We start from the raw sequence: 19,636 nt of genomic DNA, 5'->3' as shown, positions 1-19,636 counted from the left end.
TATTTTGGAGCTAATGGAGAATTATTTAATAATTTATATTTTTGCCATTAACACATTGATTATTTATGGAACAGATTACATGGGGCGATTTCGAAAAAGTAGAATTAAGGGTGGGAACCATTTTAGAGGCTTTCGAATTTCCTGAAGCCCGAAGGCCGGCATATAAAGTTAAAGTAGATTTTGGCGAATTTGGCATTAAAATGAGTAGTGCACAGATTACCAAGCATTATACTTTGGAAGAATTACCTGGAAAACAGATTGTAGCGGTGGTTAACTTTCCGAAAAAACAGATCGGCAAATTCATGTCAGAATTTTTAGTTACAGGTTTTGCCGATGAAAATGGCGATATCGTATTAACTACGGTGCAAAGCAAAGTGCCTAACGGTAGCAAACTTATCTAATGATTTGAGGCTTCCGAAGTTTTGCCTGAGGCCTTGGCCATGTAAACTTTGGAAGTTTCGCGGGGGCATTTCACGCAGATTTAAAAGGATAAGAAACCGCAGATCCTTTTAGTAATATAAATCTTTTAAATCTGTGATTTTTATCTGCGGCGATCTGTGGGAGAATAGGGTATCTATTTATACCGCGAAGTTCTCTTATTAAGCACGGCCTTACCAAATAGCCCTGATTGAAGTAGCCTATATGCACTGACCCTGTGCTCCAAAACAAAAGTAAGGATATTCGACTTTAGAGACTTCAGAAGTCTTACCCTATATTTGCACCATGAGTTTTTACAATTTCGAAAATACCGATTCTGAAGAAGAAGATATCCATTATATGAAATTAGCCTTGGAAGAAGCAAAAAAAGCTTTAGCTGATGATGAAATTCCGATAGGTGCTATAGTAGTAAGTAAAAACAGGATTATTGGCCGGGGCTATAATTTAACCGAACGCTTTAACGATGTAACTGCACATGCAGAAATGCAGGCCTTTACCTCAGCGGCACAAACTATCGGAGGGAAATATTTAAGGGATTGTACCTTATATGTAACCATCGAACCTTGTGTAATGTGCGCTGGTGCGAGTTACTGGACACAGATTGGCCGCATTGTGTATGGTGCCCGAGAAGAAAAAAGAGGATTCATCTCCAAAAATGCAAACCTGCTCCATCCTAAAACCGTGTTAAAAGGCGGCGTAATGGCAGAGGAGTGCGGAGCGTTAATGAAGGATTTCTTTGCGAAGAAGAGGTAGTTTGAGTTAATGGTCCATGGTAATGTAGTTGATAGCCTAATAGGAGGCTGTCTCATAAATATAGAATTGTCATCCTGAGCTTGTCGAAGGACCTGTTTTAAATGTCTTACAAGGCGTTTCGACAGGCTCAACGTGACAAATCAATTAAACTACAGTTTTATGAGACAGCCTCTTAGTAAGACCCGCATTTGTATGCGTTTAAGGTATAAAGGGCGATACAATCCGCCTTATCATGCATCCTGATTGCAAATCGAGATTATGGTAATTTTTTCTAAAAACCTTCCAATATTAAAACCTTCAACATTACAACATTAACCCAGAAAATGATTTGATGATAATAACATGAACAAATCTTAACGTTCTAATGTTATATTTGCTACAAGAAACATTTTTAAATCTTAAAACATAAACATTATGGCTTTTGAATTACCTGCGTTACATTACGCAACCGATGCATTAGAACCGCATATCGATAAAACTACGATGGAGATCCACCATGATAAACATCACCAGGCTTACGTTACCAACTTAAACAAAGCGTTAGAAGGTAAACCAGAGGCGACTTCGAGCATCGAGGAAATTGTAAAACACATTTCAAAATTCCCTGCTGCTGTTAGAAACAATGGTGGTGGTCATTATAATCACTCTTTATTCTGGAACATTTTAGGTCCAAATAAAGGTGGTGAGCCAACTGGCGATTTAGCTAAAGCAATTAACGAAACTTTTGGTTCGTTTGCTGATCTTAAAACTAAATTACAAGAAGCTGGTGCTACCCGTTTCGGTTCTGGTTGGGCCTGGTTATCGGTAGGTGCTGATAAAAAACTTCAGGTTTCTTCTACACCAAACCAAGACAATCCTTTAATGGATGTTGCTGAGGTAAAAGGTACACCAATTTTAGGTATTGATGTTTGGGAACACGCATATTACTTAAAATACCAAAACAAACGTCCTGATTATTTAGCGGCAATTTGGAATGTAGTGAACTGGGATGCAGTTGCTGAACTTTACAAAAAAGCTTTGTAAGCTAAATCTTCCATAAAATTTAAAAGAAGTCCCGGTGCAAATCGGGACTTCCTTGTTTTAAGATAATTAAGTAACTTCGCAGATATAAAATATTCGAAATGAAAAGGCTTGTAATTTTATTCTTAATTGTGATTGGTGTAAATGGATTGGTAAGTGCGCAGCAAAATAAAGTGCCTACTCCTTCAGAAATTGCACAAAAGAATGTAGAGGATCTTGACAAAAGGTTAAAACTAAATGGCACGCAAAAAAGCGTTATCTACAGTTTTACTTTTAACCAGGCAAAAGAACAGGCAGATTTAATTAAAAGGCAACAGGCAGGCAACTCACGTGAAGAGGATGTGGATAAATTCTATAAATTACAGAATGAGACCTCGAAGAATATCCGCAATGTTTTAAGACCAGAGCAGCAGGCGGAGTATGATAAAGTGATTGAAGAACGTTTAAGCGGCAAAGGCTTAAAAGCTAAAAACAAGAAAAAGAAAAAAGGCGAAGAAAAAGAAGTGGAGAGTGATATAAAAGGATTGTTATCTGCTCCTCCGGTAGAAAAACAAAATCAGTAGTATTTTTTTCAAACTAGCTTTGGTAATCGATTAAGTAATTAAAAGATGCAGGGATTATCTATATAGGTACTATTTAATCAATAGTCGTCACCCTGACCTGTAGCGAAGCGAAAAGCTACGAAGTAAACCGAGCCTTTAGCGAGCTCACCGAAGGTAATTTATTTCAGGGTCTTTATAGCAAAGATGCTGAAATAAATTCAGCATGACGATCGCGGGGGTAGACTTGCGAAGTTTTTCCTGCGCACTGCCCATTTAAACTTCGCAAGAAGCCTAAATCCCAACAACATCTTTTTTCTTTTTTTGCTTCATTGCTTTTGGGATGATTTCCAGAATCTCATCTTTTAAGGCGTTAAGCATCCGTTTTTTAATGAAGTTTTTATGTGTGACCAGACTGATCTCACGTACAGGTTCAGGCGATTTAAAATGACGAACCTTGTTGATTTGCTTTGCATTTAATTCTGTTATAGCAAGTTCGGGCAATAGTGTTGCACCTCCATTTAAATCAACCATACGCACCAGGGTTTCTACACTACCTGTATTATACTCCAAGCCTTGTAATCTGTTGTTTTTTGTGGAGCGGCAAATGTTTAATACCTGATTACGCATGCAATGGCCTTCGTTTAAGAGCCAGATGTTTTCTTCGTTCAGATCTTCAGCATCAACGGCCTTCTTTTTATAGAGTTTGCTGTTTTTGCTGATGTAGCTTACAAAGTTTTCGTAATATAATGGGATTTCAGTAATGTTTGGGTCGGTAAGTGGGGTAGCTAAAATACCGCAATCGAGTACTCCTGTTTTTAGGTGATGAATAATGTCTTCGGTGGTATATTCCCAGATTAAAAGTTTTAATTCAGGATACTTATCCAGCATGGCCGAAATCACTTCGGGAAGCAGGTATGGTGCAACAGTTGGGATTACGCCTATTCTTAATTCTCCTAAAACATCCTGCTGCTGACTGCTGATCAGTTCTTTTATTTTTCCACTTTCCTGTAAAATAATCCTGGCTTGAGCAATAATCTGGGCACCGATTTCGGTCGGACTTACGGGTTGCTTGCTCCTGTCGAAAATTTTAACACTAATTAATTCTTCCAGTTTTTGCACCTGCATACTTAAGGTGGGTTGCGTTACAAAACATTTATCTGCAGCAGTAACAAAACTTCTGTAAGTATCTACAGCAACGATATATTCTAGTTGAACTAAAGTCATATAGTTAAAATTTATTTATCTTATCAAAGATATAAATTCTAACTATATAAAATTAATGAATGAGAGAATTAGTGATTGATTGAATGGGGGTGGATTAAAACATTCTGTCATTCAATCCTTCTCTTATTCAGTCATTTCTTAATATCTGCTTTCGAAATCCTGATAAGCCAGGGCAATACCTTCTTTAAGCTCAATTTTATGTTTCCAGCCCAGGTTATGGAGTTTGCTTACGTCCATCAGCTTGCGTGGTGTGCCATCCGGCTTAGTGGCATCGAATACTAATTCGCCTTCAAAGCCCAATACATCTTTAATTAATAAAGCGAGGTCTTTAATGGTTAAATCGTGTCCGGTTCCCACGTTAATCAGGTGCGGTTCGTTATAGTTTTGCATTAGGAAATAACAGGCATCTGCCAGGTCGTCTGCAAACAAAAATTCGCGCATAGGCGATCCGGATCCCCAAACAATAATTTCCTTTTCGTTGTTCGCTTTTGCCTCGTGTACCTTACGGATCAGAGCTGGTAAAACATGCGAATTTTGAGGATGATAGTTATCATTAAAGCCATATAAATTTGTGGGCATCACTGAGATGAAATTACAGCCATACTGATCGCGGTAGGCATCACACATTTTGATCCCTGCAATTTTTGCAATGGCATAAGGTTCGTTGGTGTGTTCTAAAGTTCCGGTTAAAAGATAATCTTCTTTTAAAGGTTGTGGAGCCATTTTAGGGTAAATGCAACTCGACCCCAGGAACATTAGTTTCTTAACGCCGGTTACATAAGCATTATGGATCACATTATTTTGTATGGCTAAATTTTCGTAGAGAAAATCGGCCCGGTAGGTATTATTGGCTACAATGCCGCCAACTTTTGCAGCAGCAAGAAATACATAATCCGGCCTTTCATTTGCAAAGAAATCAGTAACTGCCTGCTGGTTGCGCAGGTCAAGTTCGGCTGACGTTTTAATAATGATATTTTCGTAACCTTCTTTTTGCAGTTTACGGTAAATGGCCGAACCCACCATACCACGATGACCTGCAACATATATTTTTGCGTTTTTTTCCACGGTAATTTTTATAAGCTGCAAAAATACGATTCCTAAATAAGATTGCCATTAATCTTTCTGGCAAAAGAAACTTCGATTATTGATTTAATTGTATTTTTGCAGAAAAAAAACTTTTGGGTAAAGATAAACTTAGGCGTTTTGCAGAAATCGAAACATTTGCAAACGTATATCAATTAGAACAAGGAAAAGCTTTAAAGGGAAACTGGGCTTCAGCACATTTTAAAAATGCGAATCCCATTGTGCTCGAATTGGCATGTGGAAAAGGAGAGTATTCGGTAAATCTGGCAAGGTTGTTTCCGGATAAGAATTTCATCGGCATTGATTATAAAGGTAACCGCATTTGGCGAGGGGCCAAAACAGCTATTGAAGACGGGATCGATAATGTGGCTTTTTTAAGGATACAGATTGAAAATTTGTTGGATTATTTTAACGAGGGAGAAATTGATGAGATCTGGATTACCTTTCCTGATCCGCAACCACAGGATAGCCGTGAGAAAAAACGTTTAACTTTTCCCGCATTCTTAAACCGTTATAAACTTGTTTTAAAACCGGGGGGGCATGTTAATCTGAAAACAGATAACGACCAACTGTATGCTTACACCTGCGAAAAGGTTGCAGAATTAAGTTTACCCGTACAAAAAAATACCGATCATTTATATACTTCAGATCTGGTTGATGAAGTATTGTCGATCAAAACCTATTACGAGAAAAAATACTTGCTACACGATAAGAATATTAATTATATTCAATTTTCTTTTGAATAATGGATACCAACTTTTACGAACAGGTTTATGAGATTGCCCGTTTAATTCCGAAGGGAAGGGTTACTTCTTATGGAGCTATCGCGAAAAGTTTGGGTGCAGCAAAATCATCAAGAATGGTCGGGCATGCCATGCTTTATGCCGGAACAGCCCATCCTCAAGTGCCTGCACACAGGGTGGTAAACAGTAGTGGCCTGCTTACCGGAAAGTTTCATTTCAGACCTCCTGAGCTAATGGAAGAGTTGTTAAGAAAGGAAGGCGTTGAAGTTAAAAATGATAAGGTGCTTAACTTTAAAAAGGTTTTCTGGAACCCGCTGGAAGAAATCAACCTTGACTAATTAAATTAATATGAACATCATGCTCTCATTAAAAAAATCATTCATTCAATAATTAGTATACATGGGAAAGTTAGTAGAAGAATTTAATGGTTATCGTGAAAAAATGAACGATAGGATCATGGAAACGGCGAATACAAACATCAAACGTTTTTTCGCTTTAGATACCACTTCCTATGCTGACGGTGCTCTGGATGTTAAAACAAAAGAAATGTTGGGCCTGGTAGCCTCAATGGTTTTGCGCTGTGATGACTGCATTAAATACCATTTGGGCAAATGTTTCGACGCGGGTGTAAACAGCGACGAAATGAACGAAATTTTTATGATTGCCAATCTTGTGGGCGGCAGCATTGTAATTCCGCACTATAGAAGGGCTGTGGAGTATTGGGATGAGTTAAGTTCTAGTCCAGAGTCTTAAGCCCTAAGTCTGTAGTCTCTTTCTCTTCCCAAATTATTATATTAGTTTAAAAAAACATGGGAAAGTTTAGAGAATTAATCGCTTATAAAAAAGGGTTTGCTCTTTTGATGGACATCTTTAATTTAACGAAAGATTTTCCTAAAACAGAGCAATACAGCTTAGTAGATCAGATGCGTAGATCTTATAGGTCTGTTTGTAGCAGTATCGGTGAAGCATATAAAAAAAGAAGGTATCCAAATCATTTTATCAGCAAACTATCAGACGCAGATATGGAAAATGGTGAAACGCAGGTTTGGTTAGATGTAGTGCTTGCATGTAACTACATCTCTGAAGAAAAATTCAATCAGCTGGATAGTCAATGTGAAGAGGTAAGCAAATTATTAAACTTCATGATTAACAATCCTGCAAAATTCGCATGATATGACTCACGACTCTGGACTCACGACTAAGGACTCAATAACCCGCTGCACCTGGGCCACTTCCGATCCACTTTACATCAAATACCACGATGAAGAATGGGGAAAGCCCGTTTACGATGATAAAATTTTATTCGAATTTCTGATCCTCGAAGGTGCGCAGGCAGGTTTAAGCTGGATTACTATCCTTCGAAGACGGGAAAACTACCGTAAAGCCTTTGCCAATTTTGAGGTTAACAAAGTAGCTGCCTTTACTGAAAAAGATGTAGAAAGGTTAATGAATGACGAAGGCATTATTCGTAACCGTTTAAAAGTTAACGGTGCCATTACCAATGCTAAATTATTTATCGGGATTCAGAAAGAATTTGGGAGTTTCTATAAATATATGTGGAGTTTTGTACCAGGGGGTAAACCAATCCAAAATTACATCGAAAAAATGAGTGATGTTCCACCAAGAACTGAACTCTCCGACCGCATCAGTAAAGACATGAAAAAACGTGGTTTCAAATTTTTTGGCACCACCATCTGTTATGCGCATATGCAGGCAACTGGCATGGTGAATGACCACTTATTAAACTGCTGCGCCAGATAATGTTTGCTTCAGCTACAATACACACGGATAGATTTTTATTGAGGCAATTTTGTTCTGACGATCTGGCATTTGTTTTTGAAGGATTATCCCATCCGGATGTGATCCGCTATTATGGTGTGCGCTATGCAAGCCTGGAGGAAACCAATGAACAATTGATCTGGTTCAATGAGCTTCAAAAGAATGAAACAGGTATTTGGTGGGCAATTTGTGATAAAGAAAGCCTTGTTTGCTTAGGTGCCATTGGACTTAATGATTTAAGTAAAACGGATCAAAAGGCTGAAATCGGTTTTTGGCTGTTGCCCGAACATTGGGGAAAAGGCATCATTAAAGAAGTAGCAAATTCCATTTGTAATTATGCCTTTGAGAAATTAGGCTTAAGAAAAATCGAGGCTATGGTTGAAACTGAAAATGAAAACAGCAGAAAAGTGTTGCAAAAACTTGACTTTGACTATCACAAAACAATGGAGAACTGTGAAATTAAAAATGATAAGCTTATCAGTTTAGCCATATATGTAAAGCTAAAGCATGAAGATATTATTTAGACAATCCTGGAATCCTAAAAATCTATTATTAATCCTGGCGCTATTTCCTTGTTGCATTATATTCCTTAACCCATTCAATTACCTCTCTGCTGTTAAAATCGGTTCCGGCTTCTACCTTGGCTTTTAAGGCAGGTTGGTCTCCCATTTTCTGCAATAGAATATTCTTCACCTCAATCTTTTTGCTGTCCTCTGTTATCGCTTTCATAGGCACTTCCTGTAAAGGTCCGGCGCCAGGTTTTTCAATAAAGTAGCGCACAACAGGTGCGCCTGCAGGTCTTTCAGGTGCTGCATTACGTCCGCCGCCGATGCTGATGCCTCCACCCATACCCATGCCGCCGTACCCACCGGTGCCTGTTCCAATACCAATTGAAGGCCTGAATTTTACCTTCTTCTCTTTCACCTGAGGAACCAGGGTGCCTCCGCCAAAGGAATAAAGGTTAACAGTTCCCATTTCGATTACTTTAACAAAACGATATTCGAAATTGCGCCCATTTGCAAATCCCTTGCTCACAAAGCTATCGCCATTCCAGAAGAAATTTTTCACATCCTTTGCCGGCAAAATCACATCAGCCTCATCATTGGCACTGATAAACACCGAAAAATAATCGGTTCCTTTTATCGTTCCGCGGATTACATCGTCGTTATTTTTAACGATAAAATCCTGTGCATAAGTGGTGAACGCTATTGAAAAAAATAAAATAAAAAGGTTAAAAATCTTCATAAGTTAGTAATATCGGGATACAACGTAAATTATTTAAAAATAATATCCAAAAACAGTAATGATTGAAACGCTCTCTGCATTTTTGCATTTCTTAAAAAAGCCAAAACTTCTAAAACTGAGTAAAGATAATAAATCTCTTTGGAGAGATCTCTTATGGTTGCTCCTACTCGACATCTTATTTGCTACTCTTATTTTAAGCGCCTATTGTATTCTGGTATATTTTAAAATGATTAAAGAGTATGTCCAGGTATTTGATATCATGAAAAAGTTTGGGTTAGCAATAACAATAGTTTTGGTCTGTATTTTTGCTCCGATTATAGAAGAATTTTTATTCAGATGGCACCTGAGAAAGAAATATCTTTCAATATATTTTGTGTGTTTTACCTTGGGCCTGATATCAAATTACTTTTTAAAGAGCATTTTTCTTACATGGCCTGTTTATATCTTTTTTCTTTTGCAGCATTAATTGTTCATGGATATTTTAAAAGAATAGACATTCGCAAGAGGCTGATTTTTCAACGGAGATCGTTTGGTTATCTCTTTTATTATGCTGCTATCATATTTGGTTTAACACACCTGGGCAATATTAAAGGTTTAACACTGAGCGATCCCGCTTTTCCGCTATTCGTGAGCTCACAAATATTTACAGGCCTATCGCTTGGTTTCATACGCATCAAATATGGTTTAGGCTATTCGATGTTATTACATGGATGCTTTAATTTTATCCTGGTATTATTGACGTTCTTTTTCTCTTAAATTGGGGTTTATCTTTTCTAAACCTTTAACTTTGGTTACTTTTATCATCCGATAAATCTATTTGTCGGTGTAATCATTAAATCAGTGTAATCACATGAATAAAAAACTCTTTCTCCTGGATGGTATGGCGCTAATGTACAGGGCGCATTTTGCATTAAGTAAAAATCCGCGTTTTACCTCCACAGGTATCAATACATCGGCAGTAATGGGGTTTACCAATACCTTATTAGATGTTTTGAAGAAAGAAAAACCAACACATATCGCGGTAGTTTTTGATACTGAAGCCCCAACTGAAAGGCATACCTCTTTCGAAGCGTATAAAGCACACCGCCAGGCCATGCCTGAAGATCTGGCAGCAGCAATGCCTTATGTAATTAAATTGATTACTGGTTTCAATATCCCCGTAATTACTTCTGATGGGTATGAGGCAGATGATATTATTGGTACACTGGCCAAAAAAGCCGAACAAAAAGGCTATCAGGTTTACTGTATGACCCCTGATAAGGATTTTGCACAACTGGTTTCTGAAAATATTTTTATTTACAAACCTGCCCGCATGGGTAACGATATGGAAATATTGGGTGTAAAAGAAGTATTGGCTAAATGGGAGATCGAAAATGTATTGCAGGTGATCGATATCCTGGGCTTATGGGGCGATGCTGTAGATAATATCCCAGGTATTCCGGGCATCGGCGAAAAAACCGCAAAAGCCCTGATCAAACAATATGGCTCTATGGAGAACATTATTGCAAACTCCCACGAGCTAAAAGGGAAACAACGCGAAAATGTAGAAAACTTTGCAGAACAGGGATTAATGTCTAAAAAACTAGCGACAATTCTCTTGGATGTTCCCGTTGAATTAGATGAAGCCAGTTTAGAGCTCTGCGATCCGAGCCGTGATTTATTAGAGCCATTATTTACCGAATTAGAATTCAGGACTTTAGGGCGCAGGGTATTTGGTGATGAATTTTCGGTAACCACAGCGCGCTTTCAGGAGGGTACGCAAACAGATTTATTCGGCAATCAATCGGGAGAAACCATACAATATACCAATACGCTGGAAGAAGAACCAGCAGAAAAACTTCCAGCCAAAACCATTGAAAATACTGAACACGATTACCAGCTGGTCGACTCTGCTGAGCAGCGTGCTGATCTGATCAAATTGTTACTTGCCGAAAAGCGGATTTCCTTTGATACCGAAACTACTGGTACTGATGCAAACATGGCCGATTTAGTAGGTTTGTCATTCTCCATTAAACCTGGGACAGGTTATTATATCCCAGTGCCTGCAGAAAGGGAAGAAGCACAATTAATTGTTGATGAATTTAGGGTGATATTGGAAAATGAGGCCATCGAGAAAATCGGCCAGAATACCAAATACGATATCCTGGTTTTAAAATGGTATGGCGTAGAAGTAAAAGGCAAACTTTTCGATACCATGCTTGCGCATTATTTGATCGATCCCGATACCCGACATGGGATGGATGTATTATCAGAGAATTACCTTGGTTATTCACCAATCTCAATTACTAAACTAATCGGTGCAAAAGGTAAAAACCAGGGCACCATGCGTGATGTTCCTGTGGTAGATGTTGTAGATTATGCAGCTGAAGATGCCGATGTAACTCTGCAGTTAGCACACATCTTTGAACCAAAATTAAAAGAGTTAAATGCAGCCAAACTTGCCGAAGAAATTGAAAATCCTTTGGTTTATGTATTGGCAGATATAGAAAAGGAAGGCGTTCGGATTGATATCGAAACTTTACAGGCCTATTCTAAAGAGCTTGAAACTGAAATTATCAAGTTCGAACAGAATGTGTATGACAAAGCCGGAATTAAATTTAACCTGGCTTCGCCGAAACAACTGGGAGAGGTTTTATTTGATAAACTTCAGCTCGACCCTAAAGCTAAAAAAACTAAAACCGGTCAGTACCAAACCGGAGAAGATGTTTTAATGGCGCTAGCGAGTAAAAGTGATATCGTGAAGGATATTTTAGATTTCCGCCAGTTACAGAAACTTAAATCAACCTATGTTGATGCTTTGCCACTAATGGTTAATCCTAAAACGGGAAGGGTACATACATCCTACAATCAGGCCGTTGCAGCAACCGGAAGATTAAGTTCCAATAACCCGAATTTACAGAACATCCCGATCCGTACTGAACGTGGAAGAGAAGTGCGTAAAGCCTTTATTGCAAGAGATGAAAACCACATTTTGTTATCGGCCGATTATTCGCAGATAGAATTGCGCATTATTGCCGAAATCAGCAAAGAAGAAAATATGCTCGATGCTTTCAGCAAAGGCATCGATATCCACACGGCAACAGCAGCAAAAGTATATGGTGTAAGCATTGAAGAAGTAGATGGAACGCAGCGTAGAAATGCAAAAGCCGTTAACTTTGGCATTATTTACGGTCAATCGGCTTTTGGTTTGTCGCAGAACCTGGGTATTCCACGTAAAGAAGCTGCCGAAATTATTGAACAATACTTTGCGCAATATCCTGGTATTAAACGTTACATGAGCGATACCATGAATTTTGCCCGCGAAAATGGATTTGTAGAAACCATAATGGGTAGAAGACGCTATTTGAGAGACATTAACTCAGCCAATCAAACAGTAAGAGGTTTTGCTGAACGAAATGCCATTAACGCGCCTATTCAGGGCTCTGCTGCCGATATGATCAAGATTGCTATGATCAATATCCACAAAGAGATGAAAGTACAAAATTTGCAATCTACCATGACTATGCAAGTGCATGATGAGTTGGTGTTTGATGTATTAAGGTCTGAAAAAGAAGTGATGAAAGCAATTATTCAGGATAAAATGGCCAATGCCATTAAATTAACTGTACCAATTGTTGTAGAAATTGGTGAGGGTGAAAACTGGCTGGCTGCGCATTAAAAAATAAAATAGTTATTATCTTCATTAAAACTTCATATCGATTTATGAATTTTATATCAACAAAATAAACGAGTAAAATAAAAATCGAAAGTTATGAAACCTCTGAGTTAAACGAAGAAATTTCATAACAACTAAAAAACAAATCAAAGAATTATGAAAAAGTTATTGAGTTTAATCGCAATCGCAGCATTTGGTTTAACAACAGCATTTGCTCAAACACCAGCTACAGCTACTAAAGCTAAAACTGTTGCCAAAAAAGAAGTAAAAACAACAACTGCACCTGTTAAAGCAGGCGAAAAACAAGAGGCTAAAAAAGTAGAGACTAAAACCACTACTACAGCTACTAAAGTAAAAGCAGATGGTACGCCAGATAAACGTTTTAAAGAAAATAAAGCAAAAGCAGTAACTAAAGTTGCTGGTCCAACTAAAAAAGATGGTACAGCAGATATGCGTTACAAAGCAAACAAAGCTGCCACTGCTAAAAAGAATTAGGTTCAGGTTTATAATTTGAAGGGTCTCCAATGAAAATCGGAGGCCCTTTTTTGTTTTAATGGCGTCAGATTGAAAGAGTTTCAGATCTGCATCTATGAAAAAGGTCGTCATTCCCGCGCAGGCGGGAATCTTAAAGCTTACTGCACTAAGATTCCCAATCAAGTTGGGAATGACGGTTCGCCGAAACTATAAACTTATCGTCTCACCAATTTCTGGCAACAATAAAGTTTTGTTTTCGCGCTCAAATTTATCTAAAGCAGCTTTGGTATCAATTTCAATTACCGGAAAAGTATTGTAGTGCACGCCGATCACCTTATCGCAATCGAAATATTTCGTTGCCACCAAAGCATCATCAACATCCATGGTGTAATTTCCACCAATCGGTAAAATAGCATAATCCAGGTTGCAAATATCAGCTAATACCTTCATTTCGATGGTTAAACCAGTATCACCAGCAAAGTAAATCTGTTTGCCATCAACTTCAAGTACAAAACCTGCAGGGTTACCACCGTAACTCCCGTCTGGTAAACTCGATGAGTGCGTAGCTGGCACCATGCGTACAGTTCCCCAGTCGAAAGTAAATTTACCAAAATTCATTCCGTGCACTTTTTCTACACCCTGTTTAGAAATCCAATCAATAATTTCTGGCATCGCTATAACGGTTGCCTGGGTTTGCTTCGCCAGGCTTACCAGATCAGCTACATGATCGCTATGACCATGACTTACCAGGATATAATCAGCCTCAATAGCTTTAATGTCTATATTTTTAGCTAGTGGATTGTGGGATATAAATGGGTCGAATAATAATTTTTTGCCAGCTGCTTCGAGTAAGAAACATGATTGGCCATAATAAGTGTATTTCATAGTTTTAGTATCAAGTAGATTGATTTGAGTGTCAAGATTGATTTTGACGATATATTATTGCCCAAACATACCGCCTAAGCCTCCAAGCATATCCTGCGCAGAGGCCTGCATTTCGGCAGCACTAACCTGTTCGGCGCTTGCCATAGCTTTGTTAATCGCAGTTAATAAAAGTTCTTCCAATTCTTCCTTATCGGCATTTTTCAAAAACTCCTCATCAATGGAAATTCCTGTGATGGATTTGTTGGCTGTAGCGGTGATTTTTATTGCACCATTTTCAACTTCGCCAAACACCGAGATTGTATCCAGACGCTTTTTAACTTCTTCGGCCTTTTGTTGAGCCGCAAATAATTTATCGAACATAATCGTTTTGTTTTATAGTGAAACTAAATCCGGCCTAAAATCGTATTGGCCTCATCAAGGAAGCGCTCAATCTTTTTAGTACCTATAAAGCTTTTAAGGTTTAAAATGGTTGTTTTATTTTTGGCAGGCAAAAAAATCTCTGCCCTGACTTCGGTACCTGAATAAATAAGATTGGTTGTTTTACGGATCACCTGAAAACGGATCAGGTCATCAAATGGGTATTCTTTTTTAAAACGGCCAGCAAAAGTAGAACGGATAATTTTCCTTTGGCTTTTATCAAAGCGGATGTTGGAGGTTGCTGCAAAAAGAAGTGCCAAGCCTATCGCCGCTGGGAAATAGGTGATGAGTATTTTTTGAATAGATCCTTCGTTTGATAAAAAATCGGGGCTAAACAATATAGCAACAGTAGCACCGATAAAAATCAACCCAAAAATAAAACTTCCTATTTTATTATCCCGCAAGAGGTAAACACCTCCTTCTTCTTTGAAAAACTTAAAATCGTAAATGGTCTGCTTGGGAATTACCGGTGCATTGGCGAACACAAGCTCATCAATCTTTGGTAAAACCTCCTGCTGAAAAGCGATCAGGTTGGCATTGTTGGCTTTACTATATCCGGAAGAAACAAGTAAGCCTCTGCCATGTCTGTTACTTTTTTTGAATAGTTTATAATTAAAACCGCTCCCTAATACTTCGTATGGTTCTACTGAAGCGATATCATCAAAAGGGATTGATCCGGTTGGTAAAAAGGCAATTTTTTTATATAAAACCCTGCTGTTCCCATCAAAAATTACTTTTGTTTCGGCAATAAAAATCAGCAGTAACGGAATTAATAACAGGAAGCCATAATACCCAAGAGTGAGGCCGGCAGAATAACCTTGTACTGATCTTGATAAATAGAAAATAAAGGCCGCAAACAGTACAAAAAAAATAAGCCCAACTATCCTTAAATTTCTTTTAGGATAGATGGTTAATGTACCCGGTTCGATAATCCATTTTGTTTTTGCCATAAGTTTAATCTTCGTCTGAACCTGGCAAACTGCCGTTGCCATGGTATGCCCCCTTACGGATAATCGGCATGTCGAAGTGTTTATACAGATCGTCGAGATGCATTAAACTTCCGTTGGTCAGGTTGCCTAAAAACACAATAACAATATTTTTGTTTAGATCTCTTACATAAATATGGCGGAAACCATGCCACCATCCCGTATGGTACACCACTTTGTCCATTTTTTCGCCATCAAACATTCTCCAGCCATAACCATAGTTGAAGTGGCCATTAATAGGCTTGTTGTGTCCGGTGTAGGCAGAATCGAGGCTCTTTTTACTTAATAATCTTCCATTTTTCAAATATTTATCAAACAGCACCAAATCGTGTACCGTACTATAAATGCCTTTATCTCCAACTGGCCCATCCAGAAAGTTCTGTGCAACAGAGTATCTAAAACTATTGCGGTCGTGGCCAACTACGTCAACCGGGATTTTTTCATACTCGGTTGTACTATATACGTGAGTATGCTTTAATCCTGCCGGTTTAAATACATGTTCCATCATATACTGCGAATAACGCTGTCCTGTTACCTTTTCTATAATCGCACCCAACACCATAAAGTTTGAGTTGTTGTAGTGAAAACGGTTATCAGGTTTGGTGTATGGATTAGGTTTTCGCTCGGCGATAACATTCATTACTTCCTGATTTGTAACCCCTTTTTTCATATTTCTTTTTTCCTTGCGCCAAATGTCATCGATAAAGTAAACGTAGTTCATCATCCCGCTTCGGTGAGAAAGCAATAGTTTTACAGTAATGCCTTCGTATGGGAAATTAGGATAGAACTTTTTTACGTTATCGTTTAACGAAAGTTTTCCGGCCTCTACCAATTGCATAATCGCCGTGCCGGTAAATGTTTTGGTAATGGAGGCCAATTCGAATTCTGAATTGATAGTCAAACTATCTCTGTGGAGGTAATCGGCCCAACCGATCGCTTTTTCGTAAAGGATTTTTCCGTCTTTTGCCACCAGCATATTTCCGTTAAAACCATATTTTTTATGTAGATTATCTACAAAATCGGCAATCCATTTGTCGCCTTTTTGTGGGTTATAAACCAATAAAAGGCTATCCGCTTTATCGTCATCTTTCGTGCGGATTTTTTTTTCAGCAGCCTTTTTCTCTTCAGATTTTTTGCTTGAACAAGCAGTTAATAAAGTTGCAGAGAGGGCTAATACTGAACATATATATCTAAAATTCATTTATAATAAGGGTAGTATATTTAAAACCCGAAAATTAAAGAATTTTAGACGGTTAAAACGAAAGAGTTTTACACATTTTCGCAATTTTGATTGTACCAGCACTCAAATAAGTGACCTTTACTTCCATAAACAGGATCGTTGTCTGGATTTTTCACGTTGGCAATGGTTTCATCTGCTTCAGGTCGCTCTTCTGCTTTCCCATATTTCATATCGTAATCTGAACCATTTGGATATGCGCCAACAACAGTGAAGTCGTCGCTTGAATTCAGTTTTTTGTGTGCTACACCTGCAGGGATGATAATGACATCACCTTTATCCAGCTCTATACAAACGCCATGATCCCCTCCAAATTGTACATCGGCCTTGCCACAGAACACGCCCATTACCTCATGTGTATTGCTATGGTAATGGTGATAGTCGAAAATGCCATCTACCCAGGCATTGGTGTACCCATTCTGCGCAAAAACTTTTTTGATCACTTCTTCAGTATCATCAGGATGTAACCTGAACGTACCTTTGTAAATCATTAATGGTAATTTGGGATTGTTAGGGAAATTGCCGTTCTCCTCTATTTTATGTGCAACTAAGTAAGCTTCTTGTATCAGTTTTTCTTTGTCCATGATTTTTGGGTGTTTAATAATTAACAAAGGAATTGGAAAAGGGTTTAGGTTTATCAGGTTTTTCTCCCGCAGATTTAAGAAGATAAACGCAGAGTTGCTCTTTTTCTTAAACTGAATTTATATTTTGATAATTACAGAGATTATAATATTTTTAGTTAATCATCCTCATTTAAGATACCCATTAAATTTTTATACTATGGATGAGAATGATATCTCCTATCAAATAAGAGGTGCAATATTTACAGTTTACAATGCATTAGGCCCCGGTTTATTAGAATCTGTTTATGAAACGGTCCTGACTTATGTTTTAACCGAAAATGGCTTAGATGTTAAGCAACAGGTAAAATTACCGGTTGTTTTTGAAGGCATAACCCTTGATGCCGGCTATAGGATAGATTTATTAATAAACGATCTGGTCATTATCGAAGTAAAATCAGTAGAAATACTTGCGCCAGTTCACCATAAGCAGGTACTTACTTATCTGAAACTTTCTGGCTTACGACTTGGATTGCTTGTTAATTTTAATTCTTCAAACATATCACAGTCAATCTGGAGAAAAGTGAATGGTCTTTGATAAGTGTTTCCTGCCGATCGCTACGAAAAACGCTGAGATGAATGGTTTATCTGCGTTTTTTGCGAAATCTGCGGGAAACACTTTCAGTATCAATAAAAAGATATAAACTACTTCTGGCTCTCGGCCCAAGCATCCATTTTAGTTTCAAAAACAGATAATGGGAAAGATCCATCTTTTAAAACAGCCGTATGAAAAGCTGCTAATTTAAACTTCGGACCTAATTCTTTCTCGTATCTGCTTCTCAATTCCCTTATTTTCATTGCACCGGTTTTATAACCTAAAGCTTGTGCGGGAATGCCCATGTAACGTTCAATTTCTGCGGTGGCACCTTCAGTACTAATCGCTTCATTGTCTGTCATGTATTTTATGGCTTCCTCCCTGCTCATGTTTTTGGTATGAATGGCTACATCAACCACTAAGCGAATGGCCCGGTGCATTTCATCGCCCAGTGCACCCATGTGTTGATAAGGATCCTGATATAGGCCCAGTTCTTTCCCTAACGATTCGCAGTATAAAGCCCAACCTTCAACATAGGCATTATGTCCACCAAAACGGCGAAAATTAGGAAGCGATTTATTTTCCTGCGTTAATGAAATCTGGTAATGGTGGCCTGGAATTGCCTCATGTAGAAACAGCGATTCCATACCCGAAGTGGTGTTAAATGTTTTCGCATCTAAAATGGGCACATAAAAGATCCCTGGACGTGATCCGTCTGCAGAACCTTGATTATATTCCGCACTGGCCGATGCAGCCCTGAAAGCTTCTGTTTGCCGGATTTCGAACGGTGTTTTGGGCTCTACCTCAAACATTTTTTTCAAATTGGGTTTCATACGTTGATGGATATTCTCAAAGGCGGCTAAAACTTCTTTTGGTGTTTTATAAGGCATGAATTTTTTATCCGTTTTCATGTATTCGAAAAAAGCTTTCAAATCGCCTTTAAAACCTACCAGATTTTTGATGCTATCCATTTGGCCTTTAATCCTGGCGACTTCTTTTAAGCCTGTTTGATAGATTTCTTCTGGTGTTTTGTTAGTAGTAGTTTGTTGTTTTACCAGATAAGTGTACCAGGCCAATCCGCCGGGCATAGCCGAATAGCCAGATGTAGTTCGTGTTTTCGGCAGATATTCGTTCTTTAGATAGTCGGCCAATTTTTTATAGGTAGGGATAATTACTTTGGTGATCGATGTGCGGTACGCTTCTGTCAACTTTTGTTTATCTGAAGCAGAAAAACTTGCTGGCATTAATTTAATAGGTCCGTAAAATAAACTTTCTTCGGGTTTGGCTGCCACCATGCTTTGCATTTGAGGAATCATTTTTATCACCAATGCTTTTGGTAATACAATGCCTGCTGCCGCACCTTTTTTAAAATTTCCGATGGCCGTATCGGCCCACACCGAAAATGCATCGACCCGTTTTAACCAATCTTCATAATTTTTTACAGTTTTAAAAGGTTGTGCTCCTGTGCCCGAGCCCAATTGGCCGATGGTTAAGGGGAGCGCAAACATTTGATTAAATGGGAGGTATTCAGAATGGTATTTTAATCCTTCCAGATTAATTTCCAGTTGATCTTTCAGGTAGTCATAAGATAATTTATCGTTTGCGTCAAGGCTTTCGCGGTTATATTTACCCAGGCTATCCAGATAACGCTGATTGTAGCTTTTAAACTCTTTCAAATAAGCTTGCGATCCATCATTTGCCAAAAGATCGTTATAACGTTCATCTCCGATGTAAGTAGCACTTAAAGGATTTATTTTTAATCCATCCTGATAATATTGCTCGCAAAGGGCCGCGAAGGTTTTGTTTTCTGCGCCATTATCAGAACTGTTTTTTTGCTTACAGGCAAGCATTGCAGTAATGCAGACAGCAAAAAGAAATATTTTTTTCATTTATTTTAAGTTAAGGTTCTAATCAAAAATAGGAAATTAAGTCGCCAATTACTAAAAGCCTTAAACGCAAAAAAGCCATCCGAAAAGGATGGCTTTTAATATGTAGTCAGT

The 19,636-nt window shown here is 38.2% G+C and carries 23 protein-coding genes; 14 read left to right on the top strand and 9 right to left on the bottom strand.

The features are described 5' to 3' along the window. Positions 1–65 precede the first annotated feature (65 nt). From ACUN24_RS03430 to ACUN24_RS03415, 4 genes are all read left to right on the top strand, one after another. Positions 66–401: a tRNA-binding protein gene (locus ACUN24_RS03430; protein ID WP_445561254.1), complete on the top strand. Its 336-nt coding sequence runs from the start codon at positions 66–68 to the stop codon at positions 399–401. 322 nt (positions 402–723) lie between these two features. Then, positions 724–1,191, top strand: coding sequence for a nucleoside deaminase (locus ACUN24_RS03425; RefSeq protein WP_445561253.1), 468 nt, complete (start codon positions 724–726; stop codon positions 1,189–1,191). A 414-nt stretch (positions 1,192–1,605) separates the two neighbouring features. Then, the gene (locus tag ACUN24_RS03420) at positions 1,606–2,214 is read left to right on the top strand and encodes a superoxide dismutase (protein ID WP_131526311.1); all 609 of its coding nucleotides are present in this window, start codon (positions 1,606–1,608) and stop codon (positions 2,212–2,214) included. Between the two features lie 98 nt (positions 2,215–2,312). Next, complete coding sequence (locus tag ACUN24_RS03415; RefSeq protein ID WP_445561252.1) at positions 2,313–2,774, top strand: hypothetical protein; 462 nt, start codon at positions 2,313–2,315, stop codon at positions 2,772–2,774. A gap of 270 nt (positions 2,775–3,044) precedes the next feature. Here the strand turns inward: ACUN24_RS03415 and ACUN24_RS03410 are convergent, their stop codons facing one another. Together ACUN24_RS03410 and fcl are read right to left on the bottom strand one after the other, a co-directional pair. Beyond that, positions 3,045–3,977 carry a LysR substrate-binding domain-containing protein gene (locus ACUN24_RS03410; protein WP_445561251.1) on the bottom strand — a complete coding sequence of 311 codons (933 nt, stop codon included), beginning with the start codon at positions 3,975–3,977 and terminating at the stop codon, positions 3,045–3,047. 138 nt (positions 3,978–4,115) lie between these two features. Then, the gene (gene fcl / locus ACUN24_RS03405) at positions 4,116–5,042 is read right to left on the bottom strand and encodes a GDP-L-fucose synthase (protein ID WP_445561250.1); all 927 of its coding nucleotides are present in this window, start codon (positions 5,040–5,042) and stop codon (positions 4,116–4,118) included. Between the two features lie 113 nt (positions 5,043–5,155). On the opposite strand from fcl, the gene trmB reads away from it, so the two are divergent. The 6 genes from trmB to ACUN24_RS03375 all read left to right on the top strand — a co-directional run bounded on the left by trmB (position 5,156) and on the right by ACUN24_RS03375 (position 8,106). Further along, positions 5,156–5,806 (top strand): tRNA (guanosine(46)-N7)-methyltransferase TrmB, encoded by a 651-nt coding sequence (gene trmB, locus ACUN24_RS03400; RefSeq protein WP_219076752.1) that lies wholly within the window; start codon positions 5,156–5,158, stop codon positions 5,804–5,806. Beyond that, positions 5,806–6,141: an MGMT family protein gene (locus ACUN24_RS03395; RefSeq protein ID WP_445561249.1), complete on the top strand. Its 336-nt coding sequence runs from the start codon at positions 5,806–5,808 to the stop codon at positions 6,139–6,141. Before trmB ends, ACUN24_RS03395 begins: the two co-directional genes overlap by 1 nt. Positions 6,142–6,202: 61 nt before the next feature. After that, complete coding sequence (locus ACUN24_RS03390) at positions 6,203–6,556, top strand: carboxymuconolactone decarboxylase family protein (RefSeq protein WP_025141457.1); 354 nt, start codon at positions 6,203–6,205, stop codon at positions 6,554–6,556. Positions 6,557–6,612: 56 nt separating this feature from the next. Next, positions 6,613–6,975, top strand: coding sequence for a four helix bundle protein (locus tag ACUN24_RS03385; protein WP_445561248.1), 363 nt, complete (start codon positions 6,613–6,615; stop codon positions 6,973–6,975). Position 6,976: 1 nt separating this feature from the next. Then, the gene (locus ACUN24_RS03380) at positions 6,977–7,564 is read left to right on the top strand and encodes a DNA-3-methyladenine glycosylase I (RefSeq protein WP_445561247.1); all 588 of its coding nucleotides are present in this window, start codon (positions 6,977–6,979) and stop codon (positions 7,562–7,564) included. Beyond that, entirely contained in the window at positions 7,564–8,106 is a 543-nt protein-coding gene (locus ACUN24_RS03375; RefSeq protein ID WP_445561245.1) for a GNAT family N-acetyltransferase, read from the top strand. Before ACUN24_RS03380 ends, ACUN24_RS03375 begins: the two co-directional genes overlap by 1 nt. A 40-nt stretch (positions 8,107–8,146) precedes the next feature. Here the strand turns inward: ACUN24_RS03375 and ACUN24_RS03370 are convergent, their stop codons facing one another. After that, positions 8,147–8,827 carry a hypothetical protein gene (locus ACUN24_RS03370; protein ID WP_445561244.1) on the bottom strand — a complete coding sequence of 227 codons (681 nt, stop codon included), beginning with the start codon at positions 8,825–8,827 and terminating at the stop codon, positions 8,147–8,149. 336 nt (positions 8,828–9,163) lie between these two features. Here ACUN24_RS03370 and ACUN24_RS03365 point away from each other — a divergent pair, with 336 nt between their 5' ends. The 3 genes from ACUN24_RS03365 to ACUN24_RS03355 all read left to right on the top strand — a co-directional run bounded on the left by ACUN24_RS03365 (position 9,164) and on the right by ACUN24_RS03355 (position 12,977). Further along, entirely contained in the window at positions 9,164–9,583 is a 420-nt protein-coding gene (locus ACUN24_RS03365; RefSeq protein ID WP_445561243.1) for a CPBP family glutamic-type intramembrane protease, read from the top strand. A gap of 94 nt (positions 9,584–9,677) precedes the next feature. Beyond that, complete coding sequence (polA, locus tag ACUN24_RS03360; protein ID WP_445561242.1) at positions 9,678–12,485, top strand: DNA polymerase I; 2,808 nt, start codon at positions 9,678–9,680, stop codon at positions 12,483–12,485. A 153-nt stretch (positions 12,486–12,638) separates the two neighbouring features. Then, a complete protein-coding gene (locus ACUN24_RS03355) occupies positions 12,639–12,977 on the top strand; it encodes a hypothetical protein (RefSeq protein ID WP_445561241.1) in 339 nt (112 codons plus the stop codon). 186 nt (positions 12,978–13,163) lie between these two features. Here ACUN24_RS03355 and ACUN24_RS03350 read toward each other — a convergent pair whose 3' ends face one another. The 5 genes from ACUN24_RS03350 to ACUN24_RS03330 all read right to left on the bottom strand — a co-directional run bounded on the left by ACUN24_RS03350 (position 13,164) and on the right by ACUN24_RS03330 (position 17,065). Then, positions 13,164–13,841 carry a metal-dependent hydrolase gene (locus ACUN24_RS03350; RefSeq protein WP_445561240.1) on the bottom strand — a complete coding sequence of 226 codons (678 nt, stop codon included), beginning with the start codon at positions 13,839–13,841 and terminating at the stop codon, positions 13,164–13,166. Positions 13,842–13,895: 54 nt separating this feature from the next. After that, positions 13,896–14,201 (bottom strand): YbaB/EbfC family nucleoid-associated protein, encoded by a 306-nt coding sequence (locus ACUN24_RS03345; protein ID WP_121285851.1) that lies wholly within the window; start codon positions 14,199–14,201, stop codon positions 13,896–13,898. 23 nt (positions 14,202–14,224) lie between these two features. After that, on the bottom strand, positions 14,225–15,208 hold the full coding sequence (locus ACUN24_RS03340) for a hypothetical protein (RefSeq protein ID WP_445561239.1): 984 nt from the start codon (positions 15,206–15,208) through the stop codon (positions 14,225–14,227). Positions 15,209–15,212: 4 nt separating this feature from the next. After that, positions 15,213–16,445: a serine hydrolase domain-containing protein gene (locus tag ACUN24_RS03335; protein ID WP_121285857.1), complete on the bottom strand. Its 1,233-nt coding sequence runs from the start codon at positions 16,443–16,445 to the stop codon at positions 15,213–15,215. Between the two features lie 68 nt (positions 16,446–16,513). Then, positions 16,514–17,065: a cupin domain-containing protein gene (locus ACUN24_RS03330; protein ID WP_132395476.1), complete on the bottom strand. Its 552-nt coding sequence runs from the start codon at positions 17,063–17,065 to the stop codon at positions 16,514–16,516. Between the two features lie 196 nt (positions 17,066–17,261). Here ACUN24_RS03330 and ACUN24_RS03325 point away from each other — a divergent pair, with 196 nt between their 5' ends. Further along, complete coding sequence (locus ACUN24_RS03325) at positions 17,262–17,639, top strand: GxxExxY protein (protein WP_445561238.1); 378 nt, start codon at positions 17,262–17,264, stop codon at positions 17,637–17,639. A gap of 107 nt (positions 17,640–17,746) precedes the next feature. On the opposite strand, the gene ACUN24_RS03320 is transcribed toward ACUN24_RS03325, so the two are convergent. Continuing rightward, complete coding sequence (locus ACUN24_RS03320) at positions 17,747–19,525, bottom strand: DUF885 domain-containing protein (RefSeq protein WP_445561237.1); 1,779 nt, start codon at positions 19,523–19,525, stop codon at positions 17,747–17,749. Positions 19,526–19,636 lie beyond the last annotated feature (111 nt).

The sequence above is a fragment of the Pedobacter sp. WC2501 genome, from assembly GCF_052682415.1.
Note: the sequence above shows the minus strand (reverse complement) of the source record. Positions and strands in the feature narration are given on the sequence as shown.